The sequence below is a fragment of the Rhodoferax sp. genome, assembly GCF_037143375.1.
Lineage (GTDB): Bacteria > Pseudomonadota > Gammaproteobacteria > Burkholderiales > Burkholderiaceae_C > Rhodoferax.
The window spans coordinates 21,759-44,473 of record NZ_JBAWYV010000012.1; the positions used below are offsets into that span (position 1 = coordinate 21,759).

General features: G+C 57.5%; 21 protein-coding genes. 11 read left to right on the top strand and 10 right to left on the bottom strand.

Annotation, left to right across the window (positions count from 1 at the left end; translation table 11 throughout):
- Window positions 1-186 precede the first annotated feature (186 nt).
- The 8 genes from xdhA to WCG50_RS03610 all read left to right on the top strand — a co-directional run bounded on the left by xdhA (window position 187) and on the right by WCG50_RS03610 (window position 9,534).
- Window positions 187-1,665, top strand: coding sequence for a xanthine dehydrogenase small subunit (gene xdhA / locus WCG50_RS03575; RefSeq protein ID WP_336898197.1), 1,479 nt, complete (start codon window positions 187-189; stop codon window positions 1,663-1,665).
- Complete coding sequence (xdhB, locus tag WCG50_RS03580) at window positions 1,662-3,992, top strand: xanthine dehydrogenase molybdopterin binding subunit (protein ID WP_336898198.1); 2,331 nt, start codon at window positions 1,662-1,664, stop codon at window positions 3,990-3,992. Before xdhA ends, xdhB begins: the two co-directional genes overlap by 4 nt.
- A 137-nt stretch (window positions 3,993-4,129) precedes the next feature.
- The gene (locus WCG50_RS03585) at window positions 4,130-4,837 is read left to right on the top strand and encodes a helix-turn-helix domain-containing protein (protein WP_336898199.1); all 708 of its coding nucleotides are present in this window, start codon (window positions 4,130-4,132) and stop codon (window positions 4,835-4,837) included.
- A 144-nt stretch (window positions 4,838-4,981) separates the two neighbouring features.
- Window positions 4,982-5,404 carry a CBS domain-containing protein gene (locus WCG50_RS03590; protein WP_336898200.1) on the top strand — a complete coding sequence of 141 codons (423 nt, stop codon included), beginning with the start codon at window positions 4,982-4,984 and terminating at the stop codon, window positions 5,402-5,404.
- 370 nt (window positions 5,405-5,774) lie between these two features.
- Window positions 5,775-7,277 (top strand): methylmalonyl-CoA carboxytransferase subunit 5S, encoded by a 1,503-nt coding sequence (locus WCG50_RS03595; RefSeq protein ID WP_336898201.1) that lies wholly within the window; start codon window positions 5,775-5,777, stop codon window positions 7,275-7,277.
- A 21-nt stretch (window positions 7,278-7,298) separates the two neighbouring features.
- Complete coding sequence (locus WCG50_RS03600; protein WP_336898224.1) at window positions 7,299-8,837, top strand: acyl-CoA carboxylase subunit beta; 1,539 nt, start codon at window positions 7,299-7,301, stop codon at window positions 8,835-8,837.
- Window positions 8,838-8,847: 10 nt separating this feature from the next.
- Complete coding sequence (locus WCG50_RS03605; RefSeq protein ID WP_336898202.1) at window positions 8,848-9,132, top strand: hypothetical protein; 285 nt, start codon at window positions 8,848-8,850, stop codon at window positions 9,130-9,132.
- A 12-nt stretch (window positions 9,133-9,144) separates the two neighbouring features.
- Entirely contained in the window at window positions 9,145-9,534 is a 390-nt protein-coding gene (locus WCG50_RS03610; RefSeq protein ID WP_336898203.1) for an acetyl-CoA carboxylase biotin carboxyl carrier protein subunit, read from the top strand.
- Window positions 9,535-9,545: 11 nt separating this feature from the next.
- Here WCG50_RS03610 and WCG50_RS03615 read toward each other — a convergent pair whose 3' ends face one another.
- The 9 genes from WCG50_RS03615 to WCG50_RS03655 form a co-directional block, all read right to left on the bottom strand.
- On the bottom strand, window positions 9,546-10,169 hold the full coding sequence (locus tag WCG50_RS03615; protein WP_336898204.1) for a Crp/Fnr family transcriptional regulator: 624 nt from the start codon (window positions 10,167-10,169) through the stop codon (window positions 9,546-9,548).
- 67 nt (window positions 10,170-10,236) lie between these two features.
- On the bottom strand, window positions 10,237-11,553 hold the full coding sequence (locus WCG50_RS03620; protein WP_336898205.1) for a glycerate kinase: 1,317 nt from the start codon (window positions 11,551-11,553) through the stop codon (window positions 10,237-10,239).
- 77 nt (window positions 11,554-11,630) lie between these two features.
- Complete coding sequence (locus WCG50_RS03625) at window positions 11,631-12,347, bottom strand: ABC transporter ATP-binding protein (RefSeq protein WP_336898206.1); 717 nt, start codon at window positions 12,345-12,347, stop codon at window positions 11,631-11,633.
- A gap of 20 nt (window positions 12,348-12,367) precedes the next feature.
- Entirely contained in the window at window positions 12,368-13,138 is a 771-nt protein-coding gene (locus tag WCG50_RS03630) for an ABC transporter ATP-binding protein (protein WP_336898207.1), read from the bottom strand.
- A 2-nt stretch (window positions 13,139-13,140) separates the two neighbouring features.
- On the bottom strand, window positions 13,141-14,223 hold the full coding sequence (locus WCG50_RS03635; protein ID WP_336898208.1) for an ABC transporter ATP-binding protein: 1,083 nt from the start codon (window positions 14,221-14,223) through the stop codon (window positions 13,141-13,143).
- A gap of 11 nt (window positions 14,224-14,234) precedes the next feature.
- Window positions 14,235-15,164 (bottom strand): branched-chain amino acid ABC transporter permease, encoded by a 930-nt coding sequence (locus WCG50_RS03640; protein ID WP_336898209.1) that lies wholly within the window; start codon window positions 15,162-15,164, stop codon window positions 14,235-14,237.
- A gap of 231 nt (window positions 15,165-15,395) precedes the next feature.
- Window positions 15,396-16,691: a replication-associated recombination protein A gene (locus tag WCG50_RS03645; RefSeq protein WP_336898210.1), complete on the bottom strand. Its 1,296-nt coding sequence runs from the start codon at window positions 16,689-16,691 to the stop codon at window positions 15,396-15,398.
- A gap of 4 nt (window positions 16,692-16,695) precedes the next feature.
- Window positions 16,696-17,349 carry an outer membrane lipoprotein chaperone LolA gene (gene lolA / locus WCG50_RS03650; protein WP_336898211.1) on the bottom strand — a complete coding sequence of 218 codons (654 nt, stop codon included), beginning with the start codon at window positions 17,347-17,349 and terminating at the stop codon, window positions 16,696-16,698.
- Between the two features lie 8 nt (window positions 17,350-17,357).
- Window positions 17,358-19,715, bottom strand: a complete 2,358-nt coding sequence (locus tag WCG50_RS03655) for a DNA translocase FtsK 4TM domain-containing protein (RefSeq protein WP_336898212.1) — start codon at window positions 19,713-19,715, stop codon at window positions 17,358-17,360.
- Between the two features lie 53 nt (window positions 19,716-19,768).
- On the opposite strand from WCG50_RS03655, the gene trxB reads away from it, so the two are divergent.
- The 3 genes from trxB (at window position 19,769) to rpmG (ending at window position 21,293) form a co-directional block, all read left to right on the top strand.
- The gene (gene trxB / locus WCG50_RS03660; RefSeq protein WP_336898213.1) at window positions 19,769-20,719 is read left to right on the top strand and encodes a thioredoxin-disulfide reductase; all 951 of its coding nucleotides are present in this window, start codon (window positions 19,769-19,771) and stop codon (window positions 20,717-20,719) included.
- Between the two features lie 158 nt (window positions 20,720-20,877).
- Window positions 20,878-21,111 (top strand): 50S ribosomal protein L28, encoded by a 234-nt coding sequence (rpmB, locus tag WCG50_RS03665; RefSeq protein WP_336898214.1) that lies wholly within the window; start codon window positions 20,878-20,880, stop codon window positions 21,109-21,111.
- 11 nt (window positions 21,112-21,122) lie between these two features.
- Window positions 21,123-21,293 (top strand): 50S ribosomal protein L33, encoded by a 171-nt coding sequence (gene rpmG / locus WCG50_RS03670; protein ID WP_011465453.1) that lies wholly within the window; start codon window positions 21,123-21,125, stop codon window positions 21,291-21,293.
- 137 nt (window positions 21,294-21,430) lie between these two features.
- Here rpmG and WCG50_RS03675 read toward each other — a convergent pair whose 3' ends face one another.
- Window positions 21,431-22,645 carry a fatty acid desaturase gene (locus WCG50_RS03675; RefSeq protein WP_336898215.1) on the bottom strand — a complete coding sequence of 405 codons (1,215 nt, stop codon included), beginning with the start codon at window positions 22,643-22,645 and terminating at the stop codon, window positions 21,431-21,433.
- Window positions 22,646-22,715: the final 70 nt, after the last annotated feature.

A 22,715-nucleotide genomic window follows, 5' to 3' on the forward strand; every position in this document is an offset into this window, starting at 1 on the left:
GTAGTGAGCGGATGGCATTCACATGCAAAGTTGATGCCAAGAAGGCACGATTTATGCTGAACTGAACGCAATGAACAAATTAGAGTGACTCATGAATATTTTCACGTCTTATGCTAGCCTAAACAACTTAGAACGCCCTGCTGTTTTACCCTGATTCAGTCTCACACGCCGTCCAAGGAACTGACCATGAAGAACCGAGTCATTCAATTTATCAAGCGCGGCGAAATTGTCACGCTGTGCAATGTACCACCCACCCGCACCCTGCTGGAGGTGTTGCGTGAGGATCTGAACTGCACCGGCACCAAAGAGGGGTGCAATGAGGGCGACTGTGGTGCCTGCACGGTGGTGCTGGGCGAGGCAGACGGTGGCAAGCTCAAATACAGCGCTGTTAACAGCTGCATCCGGATGGCGCATTCCATCGACGGTCTGGCACTGTGGACGGTCGAAGATCTGGCAGCCGACGACGGCACACAGCACCCAGCCCAGCAAGCGCTGGTGCAGTCTCATGGCAGCCAGTGCGGCTTTTGCACCCCGGGGTTTGTGATGAGTTTGTTTGGCATGTACCAGAACCATGTCGTTCAAGGCGAGCCCATCAGCCGCGAACTGGCACAAGCGGAGCTCTCGGGCAACCTGTGCCGCTGCACCGGCTACCGCCCGATTCTGGAGGCAGCACAGCAAATGGAAAAACTGCCGCAGGTGCGTGTCGATGAACCCGATTTGCTACAAAAATTAGAGCTACTTGCGCAAGCAGGACGAGGGCTAGAGCCTGATTTGGCTTATATCTCTCCCCGAACGCTGACAGCCCTGCTCAGCGCTCGTGCCGCCCATCCTGACGCACAGATCGTGGCCGGCTGCACCGACGTGGGGCTGTGGATCAACAAAATGCACAAACAGTTCGACAAGGTGCTCGATGTCTCCAAGGTCAAGGAACTGCGGCTGATTGAAGACACCCCAAGCCACCTCTCGATTGGCGCCGCCGTGACATTGACCGATGCCTTCGCCGCGCTGGTGGCGGACCGACCTCAGTTGCACACGTTTGCCAACCGCTTTGCCGGGCTGCCAGTTCGTAACTCGGGCACGCTGGGTGGCAATGTGGCTAACGGATCACCGATTGGCGACTCGATGCCGCTGCTGATTGCACTGGGTTCCCGCGTGGTGCTGATGAGTGAAAAAAGTGGCCAGGTAGTGCAGCGCGAGCTGCCGCTGGAGACGCTCTACACCGGCTACCGCACCAACGTGATGACCGCCGACGAAGTGCTGGCCTGGATCAAGGTGCCAAAAGCCGTCGAAGGAGAATGGTCGCGCGTCTACAAAATATCCAAGCGCTTTGACGATGACATCTCCGCTGTGTGCCTGGCCCTGAATCTGCACCAGGAGGACGGACTGGTAAAGCACATTTCCATCGGCGTCGGGGGTGTCGCCGCCACCCCGGTGCGGGCACTCCAAACCGAAGCGGCCTTGCTTGGCCAAGCCTGGACACAATCCACCGTGCAGCAAGCCATGGCCTCGCTACGAGAGGAGTTTCAGCCAATCTCCGACATGCGCGCCAGCAGCACCTACCGCACGCTGGTGCTGGGCAATCTGTTGCAACGCTTCTGGCTGGAGAGCCAGGGCGAGCAACAGATCAACCTCGAATCCTTCACTCTGGAAGGCGAACCAGCATGAGCCCCAGCACCCCGGTTGCCGCGCGTGCCAGCGGCCAATCCCACCCGCATGAAAGCGCCTTCGCCCAAGTCGCTGGCGCCGCCACCTACGTGGACGACATTCCCGAGGTGCGTGGCACGCTTTACGCCGCGCCCATTCTCTCGACCGTGGCGCACGGCAAACTGCTCGGCGTTGACAGCCGAATCGCCTTGGCCATGCCGGGCGTGCGCGGGGTCATCCTTACCCAGGACATTCCCGGTGACCCGATGCTGGCGGCTTTTGCCGGTGATGAACCCATTTTTGCGATCGACACGGTGCAGCACATCGGCCAAGTGGTCGGTGTGGTGGTGGCCGACAGCGTGGCTCAAGCTCGGCACGCCGCCCGCAAAGTAATTTTGGCGATTGAGGCGCTGCCCGCCATCCTCACGGTCAAAGACGCGCTAGCCGCACAAAGCTATGTGCTGCCTCCGGTTTTCGTCAACCGCGGTGATGCCACACGGGCGTTGGCCAGAGCGCCCCACACCTTGAGCGGTACGCTGGAGGTCGGTGGACAGGAACATTTTTATTTAGAGGGCCAGATTGCCTACGCGCTGCCGCAAGAGCAACACCAGTGGCTGATTTATTCCAGCACCCAGCACCCCGGCGAGGTGCAGCACTGGGTAGCGCACGCATTGGGGCTGGACAACCATGCAGTTCGCGTCGAATGCAGACGCTTGGGCGGTGGTTTTGGCGGCAAGGAAACCCAAGCCGGGCACTTGGCGGTGTGGGCGGCGGTGGCGGCCGCCAAGCTAAAACGCCCGGTCAAGCTGCGCCTGGACCGCGACGAAGATTTCATGGTCACTGGCAAACGTCACCCTTTTAGCTACGCGTACACCGCCGGCTTTGACGATACTGGCCGCCTGTGTGGTCTGAAGCTGATGATGGCGGCCCACTGCGGCTTTAGCGCCGACTTATCAGGCCCGGTGGCAGACCGGGCCATCTTCCATGCCGACAACGCCTACTTTCTGGAAGATGTTGAGATTTCCTCTTATCGCTGCAAGCTCAACACCCAGAGCCACACTGCATTTCGGGGCTTTGGTGGGCCGCAGGGCATGATCGTGACCGAAACTATTTTGAGTGATATCGCCCGCCATTTGGGGCTGGACCCGCTTGATGTGCGCCAGCGCAATCTTTACGCCGACGAAGCCCTGAGCAGCCCGACGCTGAACAGCAACAAACGCGACACCACCCACTATGGCATGCAGGTTGAAGACAACATCCTGCAACCATTGCTATCAAAGTTAGAGCTGACTGCGCAGTATCGACGGCGGCTAGAGGCCATTTCAACCTATAACGCCAAGAGCCAGGTGATCAAACGTGGCATCGCCCTCACGCCCGTCAAGTTTGGCATTTCGTTCACCGCCACGCTGTTCAACCAGGCTGGCGCTCTGGTGCATGTGTACCTGGATGGCAGCATTCAGGTGAACCACGGCGGCACCGAGATGGGTCAGGGCCTGAACACCAAAGTGGCGCAAATCGTGGCCGACGAACTGGGCGTGCCCTTGTCGCGGGTGCTGACGACTGCCAGCGACACCAGCAAAATCCCCAACGCCTCGGCCACCGCCGCCTCGGCCGGCACCGACCTGAACGGCCGCGCTGCCCAGTTTGCAGCCCGCCATGTGCGCGACAACCTCGCTCAATTCGTCGGCGGTCTGGACGTCTGCGGCGCTGGCGCCATCCGCTTTGACGGTGGACTGATCTATGGACCCAACAGCACCCGCCCGTTCGATGAGGTGGTGAAACTGGCCTATGCCAACCGCATCCAACTCTGGAGCGACGGTTTTTACCGCACGCCAAAAATCCACTACGACAAAGCAACCCTGAGTGGTAGGCCGTTTTATTACTTCGCCTACGGCGCCGCCTGCACCGAAGTGGCTATTGACACCCTCACCGGCGAAAGCCGGGTGCTGCGCGTGGACATCCTGCACGACGTCGGCCGCAGCATCAACCCGGCCATCGACATCGGCCAGATCGAAGGCGGTTTTGTGCAGGGCATGGGCTGGCTCACCACCGAGCAACTGGTTTGGAACGACCAAGGGGCGCTGAGCACCCACGCGCCCAGCACCTACAAAATCCCTACCGCCGGTGATGTGCCGAAACACTTCAGGGTCGACCTCTGGCCCGAACCGAACAGGGAAGACAACGTGTTCGGCTCCAAAGCCGTGGGAGAACCGCCGTTCATGCTGGCCATCAGCGTATTTGAAGCCTTGCGCGATGCCGTAGCGCAGGCACGGGGTGATAGTGGGGCGGTGCGATTGACGGCGCCAGCGACTGCGGAAAATGTTTTAAGGGCGCTGACGTTGAATTGAAACTGGAATGATCGTCGTGGAAAAATCCTAAAGTCAGTGGCTGCAATCGTGTAGCAATCCAGCTTTTGTTCGGTTAAATCACACAATAACTTTGATTCAGATCAATTCATATCAAGGCTAATGCCACAATGGGTCCCTTGAACCCAAATACCTCCATCATTGACTGCGCCAACTGCAACTTGCGGGACCTTTGTCTGCCGCTGAGTAAAGACGACTTTGAACGCATTGATACGCTTGTCACCGCCCGACGTACAGTCAAACGCGGCGACCTTTTGTTGCGCAATGGGGCCATTTTTAACAACTTGTTTGCCATTCGTAGCGGTTTTTTCAAGATCTATTTGACATTGGCCAGCGGACAAGAGCAGGTCATCGGCTTTCAAATGTCGGGGGAAATTATTGGCCTCGATGGCCTTGAAAGCGACCAACACGTTCACAACGCAGTGGCTCTGGAAGATGCCGAAGTTTGCGTCCTACCCTACGACCGCATCGGGGAACTATCACGGGAAGTCCCTGCTTTGCAGCGCCATGTACATGTCCTTATGAGTCGCGAGTTGGTACGTACCCAAAACATGATGCTGCTACTTGGTACCCAAAACGCGGAGGAACGCCTCGCTGCGTTTTTGCTGAACCTGTCCCAGCGTTTTCATGAGCGGGGGTACTCGCAATCAGAATTGGTCTTGCGCATGACTCGTGAGGAAATTGGCAGCTATTTGGGATTAAAAATAGAAACCGTGAGCCGTGCTTTTACCAAATTGGTGGCATCAGGCATTCTGGATGTTCGCCATCGAGATATTCATATTCTTAACCCAGAGGCGCTTGGCGCGTTGGTCAAATCCCAAATTTAGGCCTGCCAACGGGGGGTTGCTGAATATCGACCTCAGACTTGTGGACTCTTAGGCCGAGGAAAACGGGTTCGAAGCGTTTAAAACGCTGAGATAGGTCAAATCCAATTCCGTAAAGACGGCTAGCATTTGGCAACGAAAGCCACTATGTTCAATCAACCCATCCGAAACCTCCTGGAGCAGCAGAAGTTTTTGACTGCTTCACCAGACACCACCGTTTACGTAGCCGCTGAAAAAATGGCTAGCCGTCGCGTGGGTGCACTCTTGGTCGTGGAGAACGAGCGACTCGTCGGCATTGTGACTGAGCGCGATGTTTTGTTTCGCGTGGTGGCCCAAGGTCGAGATGCCAGTCGCACCCGGATCTGTGAAGTCATGAGCGCCGCCCCCATCACACTCGCCCCTGATAAGTCTTATGGGCATGCTTTGTTACTAATGCAGGTGAACGGCTTTCGACATATCCCGGTGGTGGAGAATGACCGACCTATTGGCATCATTTCATCACGCAGCGCCATGGATCCAGATTTGGAAGAGTTCACATCCGAGGCCCGCCGGCGAGAATATTACCGCTGAGAACGTGCAGACCAGTTTTTTTGGTTAAAACAGCCTCGTGAACACTTGCATGGATCAGAGATTTCCAACTTAAAACCGTTAACGAAATGGGCGTCCCGCTTATCCGTTTTTTTCGGTCGCTGACGATTAAAAGTGACTGTCACACAGCACTTGTAGCATGTAGATTGACATGAATCAATTTATTAAATAAAGAGAATAGCTTTATTTCGGCTTGCGGTGCCATACTTGAGGCAAGGCGGTTGAATAGTCCCACCGCAAATGTCCAAGAATACGATCACCCCACCGAAAACATCAACCACTACAGCGTCAGCAATGGGCATCATCCACCGCTCAAAACCGCTGACGCATTAGCAATAGAAATGAATTCCATATGGCAAAAATAATCGATATCACCGAGTTATGCCTGCGCGACGCCCACCAAAGCCTGTTGGCAACGCGTATGGCGTTTGAAGACATGGTGCCCGCCTGTGCCGATATTGACCAGGCCGGGTATTGGTCGGTCGAGTGCTGGGGCGGCGCCACCTTTGATGCCTGCATCCGGTTTTTGAACGAAGACCCGTGGGAGCGACTGCGAAAATTCCGCCAGTTGTTACCCAACTCCCGCTTGCAAATGCTGCTGCGTGGTCAGAATCTACTGGGCTACCGTCACTACGAAGACAGTGTGGTGGACCGATTTGTGGACAAGGCGGCCAGCAACGGCATGGATGTTTTCCGGGTTTTTGACGCACTCAACGACATCCGCAACATCCGGCACTCGGTCAACGCCGTGCGTCGCAACGGCAAGCACGCCCAGGGCACCATTTGCTACACCATCAGCCCACTGCACACCACTGAAACCTTCATCGACATGGCCGAACAACTGGTCGAGTTGGGTTGCGACTCGATCTGCCTGAAGGACATGGCCGCGTTGCTCAAACCGCAGCCCGCCTATGACATCGTCAAGGGCATCAAGCAGCGCTGCGGCGACTCGGTGCGCATTCATGTGCACACCCACGCCACAACTGGCGTCACGCTGGTTTCGTTGATGAAAGCCATTGAAGCGGGGGCCGATGGAGTTGATACCGCCATCAGTTCCCTGAGTCTTGGCCCGGGCCACAACCCGACCGAAAGCCTGGTTGAAATGCTGGAGGGCACCGGTTACGAGGCCAGATTAAACAAGGACTGCCTGCGGCGCATCAAGAACCACTTTTCGACCATCCGGCCGCGCTACCAGGCCTTCATGTCCAACATCCACGGTGTCGAGACCGATATTTTTGACAGTCAGATTCCGGGCGGCATGATTTCCAACATGGAAAGCCAACTCAAGCAGCAAAAGGCCGAGGATCGGCTCGAAGAGGTGATGATCGAAGTGCCGCGCGTGCGTGAAGATGCCGGGTTCCCCCCGCTGGTGACGCCTTCAAGTCAGATTGTCGGCACCCAGGCTGTCTTTAATGTGCTGATGGGGCGCTACAAGGTCATGTCCAACGAGTTTGCCGACCTGATGCTGGGCTACTACGGCAAAGCACCCGGCGAACGCGATCCGGCGGTGCTGGCACTCGCCACACAACATGCACACAAGGAAGCCATCACCGAGCGCCCCGCTGACCTGCTGCACCCTGAATGGGACAACCTGCAGACCGCCGCCATGGCATTGCCCGGTAACGATGGCAGTGAAGAAGATGTGCTGACCTACGCGATGTTCCCGCAGGTTGCTGCCGCTTTCTTTGAAACCCGCGAGCTTGGACCCAAAAACCTCGGTGTCGACCCGCAAGCGGCAGCGGTTAAAACCAGCCAACCGGGCGTTGAGCCTTCAGCGCCGCGCACACCGGTTACTTACGATGTCAAGCTGAACGGCCGCTCACACCGGGTGTCCGTCACGCCCATTAGCGAATAGACAAGGAAAACTATGAGCACCATGCAGGAAAAAATTGACGACTTACGCCAGCGCCAGGAGACTTCCTATTTGGGTGGCGGGGCCGACAAGCAGGCCAAGCACCGGGCCTCCGGGCGCCTGACCGCGCGTGAACGGGTGTCCACGCTGGTCGACCCTGGTAGTTTTGAAGAAGTGGGCCTTTTCGCAACGCACAGCTCAACCCTGTTTGGAATGGCGGGCAAGGTGTTGCCTGCCGATGGCGTCATCACCGGGGCCGCCTCGGTCGGCGGGCGTCTGGTGCATCTGGCAAGCCAGGATTTCACGGTGGCCGGCGGGTCAGCAGGGGAGATGCACTCGATCAAGGTCGCAGAAATCATGCACGCTTCACTGAAGACCGGCTCGCCCTTTATCTTCATCAACGATTCTGGCGGCGCCCGGGTGCAGGAAGGCATTGGCTCGCTATCGGGTTACGGCAAGGTGTTTCACGCGAATGTGATGCTGTCCGGCGCGGTGCCACAAATCTCACTGATCTGCGGCCCCTGCGCAGGCGGCGCGGCTTACAGCCCGGCGCTGACCGACTTCATCATCCAGACCCGCCAGGCGCAGATGTTCATCACCGGCCCACAGGTCATCAAACAGGTCACGGGTGAAAGCGTGACGGCGGAAGAACTCGGCGGGCCCGATGCCCACATGGTGCATTCCGGCGTGATTCACTTCATTGCTGATGATGACCAGCACGCCATCGCCTTGTGTGCCAAATTGCTCAGTTTTCTACCCGCCAACAACCTGGAAGACCCGCCGATCGTCGAAGGCGATTACTCGGTAGAGCCCAATCTGGCGCTTGATACCGTGTTGCCCGCTGAGAACAAGCAGGGTTACGACGTGCGCGCCGTCATCGAGTCCATCGTCGATCACGCTGATTTTCTCGAGGTGCAGACGGGCCATGCGATGAACATCGTGGTCGGCTTTGCCCGCATCTGCGGCGGCTCAGTCGGCATCGTCGCCAACCAACCTTGCGTGAAGGCTGGCGTGCTCGACATCAATGCATCCAACAAGGCGGCCCGCTTTATTCGCTTTTGCGACGCCTTCAATATTCCGATCGTGACCCTGGTCGATGTACCGGGCTTCATGCCGGGCGTTGAGCAGGAATACGGCGGCATCATCCGCCATGGGGCCAAGTTGCTGTTTGCCTATTCGGCGGCCACCGTGCCCAAGATCACGATCATCCTGCGCAAGAGTTACGGCGGCGCCTACCTCGCCATGTGCGGCAAAGACTTGGATGCAGACCGCGTCTTTGCTTGGCCCACGGCAGAGATCGCAGTCATGGGCGCTGAAGGCGCAGCCGAGATTGTGTTTCGCAAAGAGATTTCAGAGGCCGAAAACCCCGAGCAAAGGCGTGCGGAGCTGATTGCTGACTACCGGAACACATTCTCCAACCCTTATGTGGCGGCCGAGCAGCGACTGGTCGATGCCGTGATTGAACCCGCCATGACCCGCAGTCATATTGCCAAGGCGCTGGAATATCTGCGCATCAAACGGATCCCCCGTCCGCACAAAAAGCACGGCCTGATGCCACTTTAGAAAGGATACGATGAAACACAAGTCAAGCGACACCGAGTTGTTACCACTGATAGCGCAAATGCGCGAAGAAATCGGCGCGCTCAGCCGCCGGGTCCTCGCGCTCGAACAACGACTGGGTAACAAGGTAGCTTTCACAGACGACACCCTGAGCGAAGAAACCTTGCTCGCCATCTCTGCGGCAGTGGCCGCCTTTTTGGGCGTGCAAGCCCGCGTTCGCAATGTACGACTGGTCCACTCTAGTGCCTGGGCTCAGGTAGGACGCATCGGCGCCCATGCATCGCACCGACATCATTGATTGGAAATCACTGTGAAACTACGCATCAACATTGACGATAAGACTTACGACGTAGAGGTCGAAGTAGCCGAAGACCACGCCAATCTTCCGCCCGCCTACCCGGTGGGGTCCGCCAAACTGGCAGGCAGTGCAGCCAGCGCGCAAAACGGACATCCTGCAAGTGCACCCACTTCACCCCTTGCCAACGAGAGCAAGGTCTGCCGCAGTCCGGTCTCTGGCATTGTTGTCAAGGTTTTGGCAGAAGCTGGCCAGCAGATTCATGCCGGTGACTCCTTGCTGGTGCTGGAAGCCATGAAGATGGAAACCAATATCACCGCGCCTGCTGCAGGCGTCATCTCTGCACTTAAGGTGAAGGCCGGCGAGCACGTCCAGACTGGCGACGTGCTTATCGAATTCGCTTGAACTCCAGGGGTTTAAATACCAGCCAGTGAACGCAGGCCGGTGGGGTCCATCAGGTTCAGGGCTCGGCCTGTTCCGCTGATCAGGCTGTGCTCACGCAAGTGACGCAGCACGCGGGACAAGGTCTCCGGAGCAATGTTGAGTTGAGCTGCTATGGCGCGTTTGCGCTGTTGTAGCTGCACAGTCATGACGCCTTCGACGTCCACTTGGGCATTGCGCAGCAACCACTCGGCACAACGAGCCTCGGCGTCTTTGGCCATGCGACTGACGGCCAGTTCGGTTTGTTGGCGGTGCGCCATCGCTACATCGTGCAATACGGCTTGGGCTGGTTTAGGCATTTCTGAGAGCGAACGGCGAAACTCGGCAAGGGGCACACGACGCAAACACACCTCGGTTTCTGCCATGGCATCCAGGGCATTGGGCAGATTCAGAACCGCCGAAGTTGCCTCCAACCAACAGGGCCCAACGACCACGCCCAACTGGTGCTCCATAGCATCACCCTCCATCACACCCAATGCAACGCGCCCGGATTCGACATAGCAAACCCAAGCAGAAGAGTCAGAACGCCTCAGCAAAGACTCACCCCGGATAGCGACTTGTCTCTCAAGTGAGGGATTAATGGTTTGTGGAGAAAGCATGCTGCGACTGTGCCGCGCATCCCAAATCGCTACCTTGAGCGAAATCAAACTTTTTAGCGGAAGCACTTCACAAAACCAGCACTACCCTGAAATCATTGACATTTGTGTGGGTCGGCCCTGTGGTGACCAAATCGCCCAGCGCAGCAAAGTAGCCATAGGCATCGTTACGGTCAAGGTATTCATCAAGCTTCATTCCCAAGCACTTTGCTCGCTCCAGCGTGGCAGGCTCCACCCAAGCACCCGCGTTGTCTTCCACCCCGTCGATGCCATCGGTGTCGGCGGCCAAGGCAAACACATGCGCCTGTCCTTGCAAGGCCTGAGCCAGTCCAAGACAAAATTCGCCGGCGCGACCGCCACGCCCGCGTGGTGTTCCTGGCGCGACGGGACGCACAGTCACTGTGGTTTCTCCACCACTCAAAATGACACAAGGTTTTTGAAACGGCTGTGCTTTACGGGCCACAGCACGCGCCAACGCCGCATGTACCTTACCCACTTCGCGTGACTCGCCTTCCATCTCATCACTCAGGATGTAAGCCGCCAAGCCCGCTGCACGGGCCGCATCTGCCGCCGCCTCAAGCGACTGCTGGGGGGTGGCGATCAAGTGGATGGAATGGTCGTAAAAGGCGGGGTTGTCAGGTTTTGGCGTTTCCAACACGCCGCTTGCCAATAATTCAGCCACGGGCTCAGGCAATGCAATACGGTAGCGTTTCAAAATGGAAAGCGCCTCTTCGCTCGTGCTGGGATCGGCCACGGTCGGTCCACTGGCAATCACAGTAAGGTCATCACCCGGCACATCGCTAATGGCCAGCGTTACCACCCGCGCCGGTGCACAGGCCAGCGCCAGTCGCCCCCCTTTGATGCGAGAGAGGTGCTTGCGAACGCAGTTCATCTCAGAAATGGTGGCGCCGCTGTGAAGCAACTCGCGGCTGATGCGCTGCTTGTCTTGCAGCATCAAACCCTCTGCGGGTAGCATGAGCAGGGCCGAGCCACCCCCAGAAATCAGGCACAGCACCAGGTCATCTTTTGTCAAGCCTTGGGTTAAGGCCAATATGCGTTCAGACGCGGCCATACCCGCATCATCAGGAACGGGGTGCGCCGCTTCCACGACATCGATGCGCTGCGATAAACCTGGTGGTCGTGTGGGAATATGGTGGTAACGCGTCACCACCAGTCCCGAAAGGGGTGCATCGGCAGGCCAATGCGCCTCAACCGCCTGCGCCATGGCGCCAGCCGCTTTACCAGCACCCAACACCAGCGTTCGGCCTTTGGGCGGCGGTGGCAAAAAAGCGACCGTGTTGTGCAGTGGCAATGCTCGATGCACCGCCACCTGGAAGAGGTATTCCAAAAACTGGCGGGGCTGGTTGACCGGATTCAGAATGGGCATGTTGCACTATTAATTTAATAGCTGCTTACGCAGAATACACGGGGGCCAGAGGCCAATATGACTCAATAAAATCCCGATTATTCGCCGAGGTAGGCAGCCCGCACTTTGGGGTCGTTCAGCATCTCTTTGGCATCGCCCGTCATCGTGACTATGCCGGACTCCATGACGTAGCCCCGGTTGGCAATCGACAGGGCGCGACTGGCATTTTGCTCGACCAGCAGCACGGTCACACCTTGGGTATACACGTCGCGCACCACTTCAAAAATCTTGTCGACCATGATCGGCGACAGCCCCATGGAGGGCTCATCAAGCAACAGCACTTTGGGGCGACTCATCAGGGCGCGACCCATGGCCAGCATTTGCTGCTCACCGCCGGACATGGTGCCAGCCAATTGGTCGCGACGCTCTTTGAGCCGTGGAAATATGGTGAACACCTTGTCGATATCCATCAGGATGTCGGCTTTGTCGTCACGAATGTAGGCGCCCATTTGCAGGTTTTCGACAATCGTCATGCGGGTAAAAACCCCGCGCCCTTCCGGCACCATGGCCAAGCCCTGGCGCACCAGATCCCAAGGGCCTTGGCCGCGAATGCTTTTGCCCAGGTACTCGATGTCGCCATCGTTGATCGGCAAGGTGCCGGTGATGGCTTTCATGGTGGTGGTTTTACCGGCGCCGTTGGAGCCAATCAGGGAAACCAACTCGCCTTCGCGCACTTCAAAGTCTACGCCCTTGACCGCTTGGATGCCGCCGTAAGCCACTTTGAGGCCGGTTACTTTAAGAAGAATATTTGCCATCTTTATTGCTCAGTAACTGTTTAATGACCGCTGGTGCCCAGATAGGCTTCAATCACTTTTTCATTTCGCTGCACATCAGCCGGCGTGCCTTCGGCAATTTGTTTGCCGTAGTCGAGCACCGTCACGCGGTCACACAGACCCATCACCAGTTTCACATCGTGCTCGATCAGCAAAATAGTGCGGTTGTCGTTGCGGATTTTGTCAATCAGCGTGCGCAGCATCACTTTTTCGGTGGCATTCATGCCTGCGGCAGGTTCGTCCAACGCAATCAGTTGCGGGTCGGTTGCCAGGGCGCGCGCAATTTCAAGGCGCCGCTGGTCGCCGTAGCTCAGAGTGCGCGCCTTGTAGTCAGCAAACTTGCCGATACCAACATAGTCCAGCAGCTCGTGGGCTCGCTGGGTGATGGCGGCTTCTTCGGCCTTGAAACCGGGGGTGCGAAAAATCGCGCCCAGCAAGCCAGAATGGGTGCGGATATGGCGTCCCACCATCACGTTTTCCAGCGCCGTCATTTCGGCAAACAAGCGAATGTTCTGGAAGGTGCGCGCAATGCCGGCTTTAGCCACTTCATGCACTGCCGTGGGCTGGTAGGTTTTACCAGCGAGCTCGAAGTTGCCGGTATCGGGGGTGTAGAGCCCGGTCAGCACGTTGAAAAAGGTGGTTTTACCAGCGCCATTGGGGCCAATCAGGCCGTAGACCTGACCGCGTTTGATCTGGATACCGACTTCGCTCAGGGCCTGCAGGCCACCGAAACGCTTGGAAACGCCGGAGACGTTGAGTACTGTGTCTGTCATGTTCAGCCTTTGGTGTTCAGTGACTTGCCGTGATCGGGCGAAGGCCACAAACCGCGAGGACGCAGCAGCATGATGCTGATCATGGCCAGCGCAATCAGCAGTTGGCGAAGAATGGCAGAGTCAAGCCGCCCACCGGTCATCGCCTGCAAGGGGCCTGCCACGTAGCGCAAGACTTCAGGCAGGGCGGACAACATCACGGCGCCCAGAATAACGCCCGGCAAATGCCCAATGCCGCCGAGCACCACCATCGCCACAATCATCACCGACTCCATCAGGCTGAAGGACTCGGGCGAAATAAAGCCCTGAAAAGAGGCAAACATGGCACCCGACACGCCGCCAAAAGTCGCGCCCATGCCGAAGGCCAGCAGTTTCAGGTTGCGGGTGTTGATGCCCATGGCCTTGGCAGCAATTTCATCTTCCCGAATCGCCATCCAGGCACGACCCACGCGGGACAACTGCAGCCGATGCGAGATCACGATGCTAAAAAGCACCAAGGAAAGGAACAGGTAGTAATACAAGGACACCGAGGCCAACTCAAAGCCACCGATGGTGATTTTTTTACCTAGATCAAGCCCGAAGAAACTGAGCGAATCAATCTGATTCATGCCCTTGGGGCCGTTGGTGATGTTGACGGGATGGTCTAGGTTATTCAGGAACACCCGGATGATTTCTCCGAAACCCAAGGTCACGATTGCCAGGTAATCGCCGCGCAAACGCAGTGTAGGCGCCCCCAACAACACCCCGAAGACACCCGCAATACCAGCAGCCGCCGGGATCACAACCCAGATTGGTGTGTGCATCCCATCCGGGAACATCGCGGCAATCGCGGGAAAAGTCTCGGTCAGGTGCGGTGACGCCAGCAAGCCATACATGTAGGCGCCGATGGCGAAAAAGGCGACGTAACCCAGGTCAAGCAGACCGGCATAGCCCACCACGATGTTGAGGCCCAGAGCCAGCAGAACATAGAGCAGCGCCATGTCGGCGATGCGAACCCAGGCGTTGCCAAAACCCTGCAGCACAAGCGGCACGATCAGCAGGCCGATGGCTGCCAGCAGGAAGGTGAAGATTTTCTTTTGTTGAGTCATGACAAGTCTCCTTAAGCGCGGTCTGCCACGCGCTCACCCAGCAAGCCCGAAGGCCGCAGCGTCAGCACAATGATCAAGACAATGAACGCAAAAATGTCAGAGTAATGGCTACCCAGTACGCCCCCCGTGAGTTGACCGATATAGCCGGCGCCGAGCGATTCAATCAAGCCCAGCAAGATACCGCCCACCACCGCACCAGCGAGGTTACCGATGCCGCCAAAAACAGCCGCCGTAAAGGCCTTGAGACCGGGCAGGAAGCCCATGGTGTGCTGCACGGTACCGTAGTTGGCCGCCCACATCACGCCGGCAATGGCTGCCAGCACCGCACCAATCAGGAAGGTGGCAGAAATCACCACATCCGGCTTGACACCCATCAGGGCTGCCACGCGGGGGTTTTCAGCCGTCGCTCGCATGGCGCGACCGAGCTTGGTGTAGTTCACCACCCACATCAGAATCGCCAGCGACACCGCCGTCATGGCCAGAATCAGCACCTGCGTTGGCGTGATAACGGCGCCACCGATCTCAATGGGTGTGCGCGACAAAAGCGTCGGATAAGGCTTGTAGTTGGGCTTCCAGATGATCATGGCCAGCGTTTGCAGCAGGATGGACATGCCGATCGCGGTGATCAGCGGGGCCAGTTTGGGACTGTTGCGCAGCGGCCGGTAAGCCACTTTTTCGATCACAAAATTGAGGGCAGCTGAGACCACGCAGGCAATCAACAAGGAGATCAGAAGCATCAGCCAACCGGGGGTACTGGGCATCGATTCCTGCATCAGGCCAATGATGGTCCAACTGGTGAGGGCGCCAACCATGAGTACTTCGCCGTGGGCAAAATTGATCAGGCCAATAATGCCGTACACCATGGTGTACCCGAGGGCGACAAGGGCATACATGCTGCCCAACACCAGACCATTGATGATCTGCTGTATGAAGGTATCCATATTCTTCTCCGAAAATTTGCCGACGGTTTGAATCAGCTGTTTGCTGACGATCCGTGCGGCCTTGTGGGCTGTACCAGTTCTTTAGCAATAATCCTGCCAGAAAGGTAACTCACGTCACGTTGCTGGCAGCTAAGTGGACGCGATTGTAGCGAAGCAACACGCGTTGACGTGCCCGTCACAGAGGGGGTTTACCCTTGCGACAAAACAACTATCAGCAAGTCTTATCGGGCATCAACCTTTTTGATGATTTAGATTTTTAAGCTGACGCAGCTTGTCTGCAATTTTGATCTCCAGCCCCCGCTCCACCGGGCGGTAAAAACCTGGCTCTGCCATGCCTTCGGGCAAGTAGCGCTCGCCCGCCGCAAAACCACCGGCTTCGTCGTGCGCATAGCGGTAGCCTTTGCCGTAGTCCAGGTCTTTCATGAGTTTGGTGGGCGCATTGCGCAGGTGCATCGGCACCGGGCGTGTGCCATCCTGTTTTACAAACGCCTTGGCCGCATTGAAGGCCTTGTAAACCGCATTCGATTTGGCCGCGACGGCCAGGTAAACCACACATTCAGCCAGCGCCAACTCGCCCTCGGGCGTGCCCAGGCGCTCATAGACCTCAGACGCATCCAACGCCAGTCTCAAGGCACGTGGGTCGGCCAGCCCAATGTCTTCGCTGGCCATGCGGATCAGTCGGCGCGCCAGATAGCGCGGGTCGGCACCGCCATCGAGCATGCGCACGAACCAATACAGGGCGGCGTCGGGATCACTGCCACGCACGGATTTGTGCAAGGCTGAAATCGTGTCGTAAAACTGTTCGCCACCCTTGTCATATCGGCGCATGCGCTCGCCCAGTACCTTGAGGAGCCACAGATCTGTGATTTCGGCACGCTTCTCTTGTGTGGCGGCCACCGTCAAAGTCTCCAGCGTGTTGAGCAGTCGCCGGGCATCGCCATCCGCATAAGCCACCAGCCGATCAATAGCTATCTTTTCAATAGCTGGTAGCGCATGTTCTGCTTGGGCTACAGCCACTATTTGTTCTAAGTCCTGGGGCGACAAGGCTTGCAGCACATAAACCGCTGCGCGTGAGAGCAAAGCCGAATTCACCTCAAACGACGGGTTCTCGGTGGTGGCGCCGATGAACGTGAAGAGACCACTCTCCACATGCGGCAAAAAAGCGTCCTGCTGGCTTTTGTTGAATCGGTGCACTTCGTCCACGAACACCAGTGTGCGCCGGCCTTGTCCGAGCGCCAACTGGGCCAGCTCGACCGCTTCACGGATGTCCTTGACACCCCCTAGCACGGCGCTGATGGTGATGAACTGCGCGTCAAAGGCATTCGCCATCAGGCGCGCAATGGTGGTTTTGCCGGTGCCCGGCGGACCCCACAAAATACAACTGTGCGGCTGACCCGACTCAAACGCGAGCCGCAGCGCCATGCCCTCTCCCAGCAGGTGCTGCTGGCCAATCACGGCCGCCAGCGTCTTGGGGCGCAGCCGCTCGGCCAGCGGTTGGAGGGATTTGGCAGGTGTTGACGAACTCACGGCGTCACTGTTTGATCACGTCCGCGCCCGCCGGGGCTTTGAACGAGAAGCTGTTGCCCGGCAAAGCAGGGTTGGCCTCAAACCGGTTAAAGGTCAACAAAGAGCGCTGACCGAAGCTGTCGAGAATTTCAAGCGCGGCCAGGCCGCCTGTTTTGCTGGCAGCCCCGTCACCCACCTTGAAGCCCACACGCACCGACTGCAACTGCCCTTCTTTGGCTTTTGGCGTCGCCGCCACCCACTGCAGCCCATCTTTGTCGGGCGCATCAGCCAGCGTGAAATCAGCCTTTAAGGCGAGCAGATCGGGTGCCGATGCAATCAGGGCGGCGGGCGTGGAACCCAGCACCTGAGACTGTTTGCGCGCGGTAACCTGGTTCAAATCCACGTCATACAACCACAGCGTCTGACCGTCGGCCACGATGCTTTGTTCAAACGGTTTTTTGTAAATGAACTTGAAACGGCTAGGCCGCGAAAACTCGAAGGTGCCGCTCGAGGTCTTGACACGCGTCGCTTGCCCTTCCTTGGGCGGCGAAGTCACCACCTGTGTGAAATCAGCGCGGCCTGTTTTAACGGTCTTTATAAATATTTCAAGGCTTTCCAAGCCTGCAGCCCCCGTGATACCTGCGTAAGCAGCTATAAAAAAAATAGCAATTCGTTTCATGATGTCTTTCACTCGGCGCGCGCTGGCACCAAAATTTCACGCTGTCCGCTGCTGCTCATCGAGCTGACCAGACCGGCGTTTTCCATATCTTCCACCAAGCGCGCGGCGCGGTTGTAACCAATCTTCAAGTGGCGCTGCACCAGCGAAATACTGGCCTTGCGGTTCTTCAAAACGATTTCGACGGCCTGGTCGTAGAGCGGGTCTTTTTCAGCGCCGCCACCGCCGCCCTCGCCCATCATGTCGCCCACGCTATCGTCGGTGCCACCTTCGAGCAAGCCTTCGACGTAATTGGGTTCACCCTGCGACTTGAGGTAGGCCACCACGCGGTGCACTTCATCGTCACTGACAAAAGCGCCGTGCACACGAATCGGCAAACCAGTGCCGCTGGGCATGTAAAGCATGTCGCCCATGCCCAGCAAGGCCTCGGCGCCCATCTGGTCCAGAATGGTGCGGCTGTCGATCTTGCTGCTGACCTGAAACGCAATGCGGGTCGGGATATTGGCCTTGATCAGGCCGGTGATCACGTCCACGCTGGGGCGCTGGGTTGCCAGAATCAGGTGGATACCAGCGGCACGGGCTTTTTGAGCCAGACGGGCAATCAGCTCTTCAATCTTCTTGCCGATCACCATCATCAAATCGGCCAACTCATCAATCACCACCACAATGTGCGGCAGGCGCTCCAGCGGCTCAGGCGCTTCCGGCGTCAGGCTGAACGGGTTGTAGATGAACTCGCCACGCGACTTGGCCTCGTCAATCTTGGCGTTGTAGCCAGCCAAATTGCGGACACCCATTTTGCTCAGCAGCTTGTAGCGGCGCTCCATCTCGGCCACGCACCAGGTCAGGCCGTGCGCCGCTTGGCGCATGTCGGTCACCACCGGCGCCAGCAAATGCGGAATACCTTCGTAGAACGACATTTCAAGCATTTTGGGGTCGATCATCAAGAACCGCACATCGCTCGCCTCGGCCTTGTAGAGCAGGCTCAGAATCATGGCGTTGATCCCGACCGACTTTCCCGAGCCCGTGGTACCGGCCACCAGCACGTGCGGCATTTTGGCCAGATCGGCCACCACCGGGTTGCCCACAATGTCTTTGCCCAAGCCCATGGTCAGAAGTGATTTGGCCTCGTGGTAGGTGTTGGAGCCCAAAATCTCGGACAGTTTGATGGACTGCCGCTTGGCGTTGGGCAACTCCAGCGCCATGAAGTTCTTGCCCGGAATGGTCTCCACCACCCGGATCGACACCAGACTCAGGGAGCGCGCCAAGTCTTTGGCCAGACCCACAATCTGCGAGCCCTTGACGCCAGTGGCCGGCTCAATCTCGTAACGCGTGATGACCGGGCCGGGCTGGGCCAGCACCACACGCACATCGACGCCGAAATCCTTCAGCTTTTTCTCGATCATGCGACTGGTCATCTCCAGCGTCTCGGGCGCCACGGTCTCCTGACGCACCAGCGCTTCGTCCAGCAAATCAACTTGCGGCAACTTGGTGTCGGGCATTTCCTTGAACAAAGGTTTTTGCCGCTCCTTGGCGACCCGGTCGCTCTTTGGCACGTCGACCATCACCGGCTCAATCACGACCGGCCGAGGGTGGTGCACGGCGATTTCTTCGCGCTCCTCAAGCACCACTTCTTCACGAGCCCGCGCCGCTTGGCGACCCACGGCAATGTCTTGCGCCACTTCACGTTTTTCACGCCGTGACTCGACCTGAAAATAAAGCCAGGCGCCCAGGCGCTCGGCCACATGACCCCAGGAAAAACGAAACACCAGCGCCGAGCCCACCACGCCCAACGCGATGGCAACCAGACCCGCACCTGCAAATCCCAACCATTTGACACTCAAGGGGCCCACAAAGTAACCCAAAATACCGCCGCCCGAACCTGGCAGACGCGCCTCCAGACTGTAAAAGCGTGACCACTCCAGGCTGGCACTGGCGCACAGCAACAAGATCAGGCCACACCAAAAAGCAGCCCGACTGGCCGTGAACCGGGTGATGAATGTGGTCGGTGTCGGGCTGGGGTCGACGCGGGTGGTCAGCAGTTCGCGCCCTCGCAGCCACTGGGCCAGGCCCGAGAGCCAGACACGAATGCCCGCCGCCACACACCACCAGACTGAAAAACCCAACACAAAATAACTGCCATCCGCCAGCCAGGCGCCCAAGCGTCCGGCCCGATTAAGGACCGGCGCGCCATTCCCCGAGGTCGACCAGGCCATGTCCTGCGTCGAATACCCCAGCAACGAAATCAGCCAAAATGCAAGAAGGATGAACCCGGCCAACAAGCCGAGTTCGTCTGCAAAACGCCGCCATCCAGCGCGTCCCGGAGAAGCTGCAGAGCGAGAAGAATTCAAGGTATTTAAAGAGTAAGTCATACTATCTCGCACTGTACACGGCGCATCAAATTTTTCTAAAAAGGTTATCCACAATGTCCAACACACGACATGCCAAGGTTTTAATTTTGGGCTCCGGCCCAGCGGGCTACACCGCGGCTATTTACGCCGCACGCGCCAATCTCAACCCCTTGCTGATCACCGGCATTGCCCAAGGCGGCCAACTCATGACCACCACCGAAGTGGACAACTGGCCCGCCGACGTTCACGGCGTGCAAGGCCCGGAGCTGATGCAACGCTTTCAGGAACACGCCGAGCGCTTCAAAACCGAAATCTTATTCGATCACATCAACGCGGTCGATTTCAGCCAGCGCCCCTTCACCCTCAAGGGCGACAGCGGCGAATACACCTGCGACTCGCTCATTCTCGCCACCGGGGCTTCGGCCAAATACCTGGGCCTGCCTTCCGAGACCGCTTTCATGGGGCGCGGCGTCTCGGGTTGCGCAACCTGCGACGGTTTCTTTTACCGTGACGAAATTTGCTGCGTCGTGGGCGGTGGCAACACTGCGGTCGAAGAAGCGTTGTACCTGTCCAACATCGCGGCCAAGGTTTTTCTGGTGCACCGCCGCGACAAATTCAAGGCCGAGCCGATCCTGATCGACAAGCTGATGGAAAAAGTGGCCGCTGGCAAGATTGAACTCAAAACCTTTTGCACCCTGGACGAAGTGCTGGGCGACCAGAGCGGCGTCACCGGCGTTCGTCTGAAGAACGTTACCACCGGCAACACCGAAGACCTGACCCTCAAGGGCTGTTTTATTGCCATTGGTCACTCGCCCAACACCGATATTTTTGCCGGTCAACTGGAGATGGCCGGTGGCTACATCGTCACCCAGGGCGGACTCAAGGGCGCGGCCACCCAAACCAGCGTGCCCGGCATTTTTGCTGCGGGCGATGTGCAGGATCACGTCTACCGCCAGGCCATCACCAGCGCCGGCACCGGTTGCATGGCGGCCCTTGACGCGCAACGTTTTCTTGAGCAAGGTTAAATAGCTATAATCGAAGGCTTTCCTGGATTTAGCTGCGTTTCTCACGAAACATATCGGGTTCAGGGAATCTATTTACCGCCACTTGAATGTGTGGCGAGGTGCGGCGAAAGCTGTTAACGAGTAGGCACGAAAGTGTTTACGTCTTCTGGAGTGTCCAAATGGCACGCGTATGTGAAGTCACGGGCAAAGGCCCGATGGTTGGGAACAAAGTTTCCCATGCCAACAACAAAACCAAGCGCCGGTTCTTGCCGAACCTGCAATATCGCCGTTTCTGGGTCGAGAGCGAAAACCGTTGGATTCGCTTGCGCATTTCCAACGCAGGTTTGCGTTTGATCGACAAAAACGGTATTGATGTCGTGCTCGCAGATCTGCGTTCACGTGGTCAGGCATAAGGAGCAGCACCATGGCAACCAAAGGCGGACGCGAAAAAATCAAGCTGGAATCGACAGCTGGCACTGGCCACTTCTACACCACCAGCAAAAACAAGAAAACAATGCCCGAGAAGATGCTGATCAAGAAATTTGATCCAAAAGCTCGCAAGCACGTTGACTACAAAGAAATGAAACTGAAGTAATTCAGGTTTATTTGCTAACAAAAAAGCCCGTTTATAACGGGCTTTTTTGTGGCTGGGTCTTTTTGCCTGATGCTATTTTATCAATAGCTACTCAGGCAATAAGGACGGGGGCTAGAGCCTCATTTGGTTAATAATTATCAGACCTGTGCCGCCCGCAGCTTGAATGAAAACTCTTGCAGCGCTGCAATGCCGCTGGCCTCGGCGCGGTGACACCAGGCTTGCAGATCAGCGGCCAACTGCTCACGGGTGTGCGAGCGGTTCAGCCACATCTGGCGCAACTCTTCGCGCATGACCACCATCTTGTCCAGCACCGGCGAGGCCGCACGCGCCATCGTCAATTGAACGGCGGCAGCGGCTGGCACACGGTCGGTGTCGCGGTGCATCCAACGCTGGGCCGCTTTGAGCACTGAAGCGTCGGCGCTGCGCGCTTTCATGGCTTCCAGCTCCTCCTTGAAGGCACGGCGCATGTCTTGCGCATAGCCGGCCATGATTTCGTAACGGTTGGAAATCAAGGCTTCCAGGGTCTTTTCATCGGCCACCGGGCGCACATCGCCAAAGGCCAGCTTGGGCGGCGTCTTTTTAACCGTTGCCAAGCCCACGCGCTGCATCAGGCTGATATACATCCAGCCAATATCAAATTCGTAGGGCTTGACCGACAACTTGGCAGAGGTGGGGTAGGTGTGGTGGTTGTTGTGCAACTCTTCACCGGCAATCAGGAGGCCCCAGGGTGAAATGTTGGTACTGGCATCTGGCGCCTCGAAGTTGCGATAACCCCAGTAATGCGCCGCGCCATTGATGATGCCGGCCGCCATCACAGGTGTCCAGGCCATTTGCACAGCCCATACCGCCAGACCGGCCGCGCCAAACAGGGCCAGGTCAAGGGTCAGCATCAAGGCAATACCCAGCGCTGAAAATCGGGTGTAGAGATGGCTTTCTATCCAGTCGCTGGGCGTCCCGTGGCCAAAACGTGTCATGGTTTCCTTGTTGGCCGCCTCTTTGCGGTACAACTCATAGCCTTGCAGCAACACCGTTTTGATGCCGTACACATGCGGGCTATGCGGATCATCAGGTTGCTCGCATTTGGCGTGGTGTTTGCGGTGAATGGACGTCCATTCCTTGGTGACCTGCCCGGTGGTCAGCCAGAGCCAAAAGCGGAAGAAGTGCGAAGCAATCGGGTGCAAATCCAGCGCACGGTGCGCTTGGTGCCGATGCAAAAACACCGTCACACTGATCATGGTGATGTGGGTCATCACCAAAGTAAATACGGCAATTTGCCAACCCGACAAATTCCAAAAACCATTAGCCAACCAATTAACCACTGCATTGAATGCAGCCCCATCAGAAAACAACATATTCAGAGAGTCTTTCAACAACGAATTGATAATGATCAGGATGGGCTCGTGCTTAACCTGCTAGCCACAG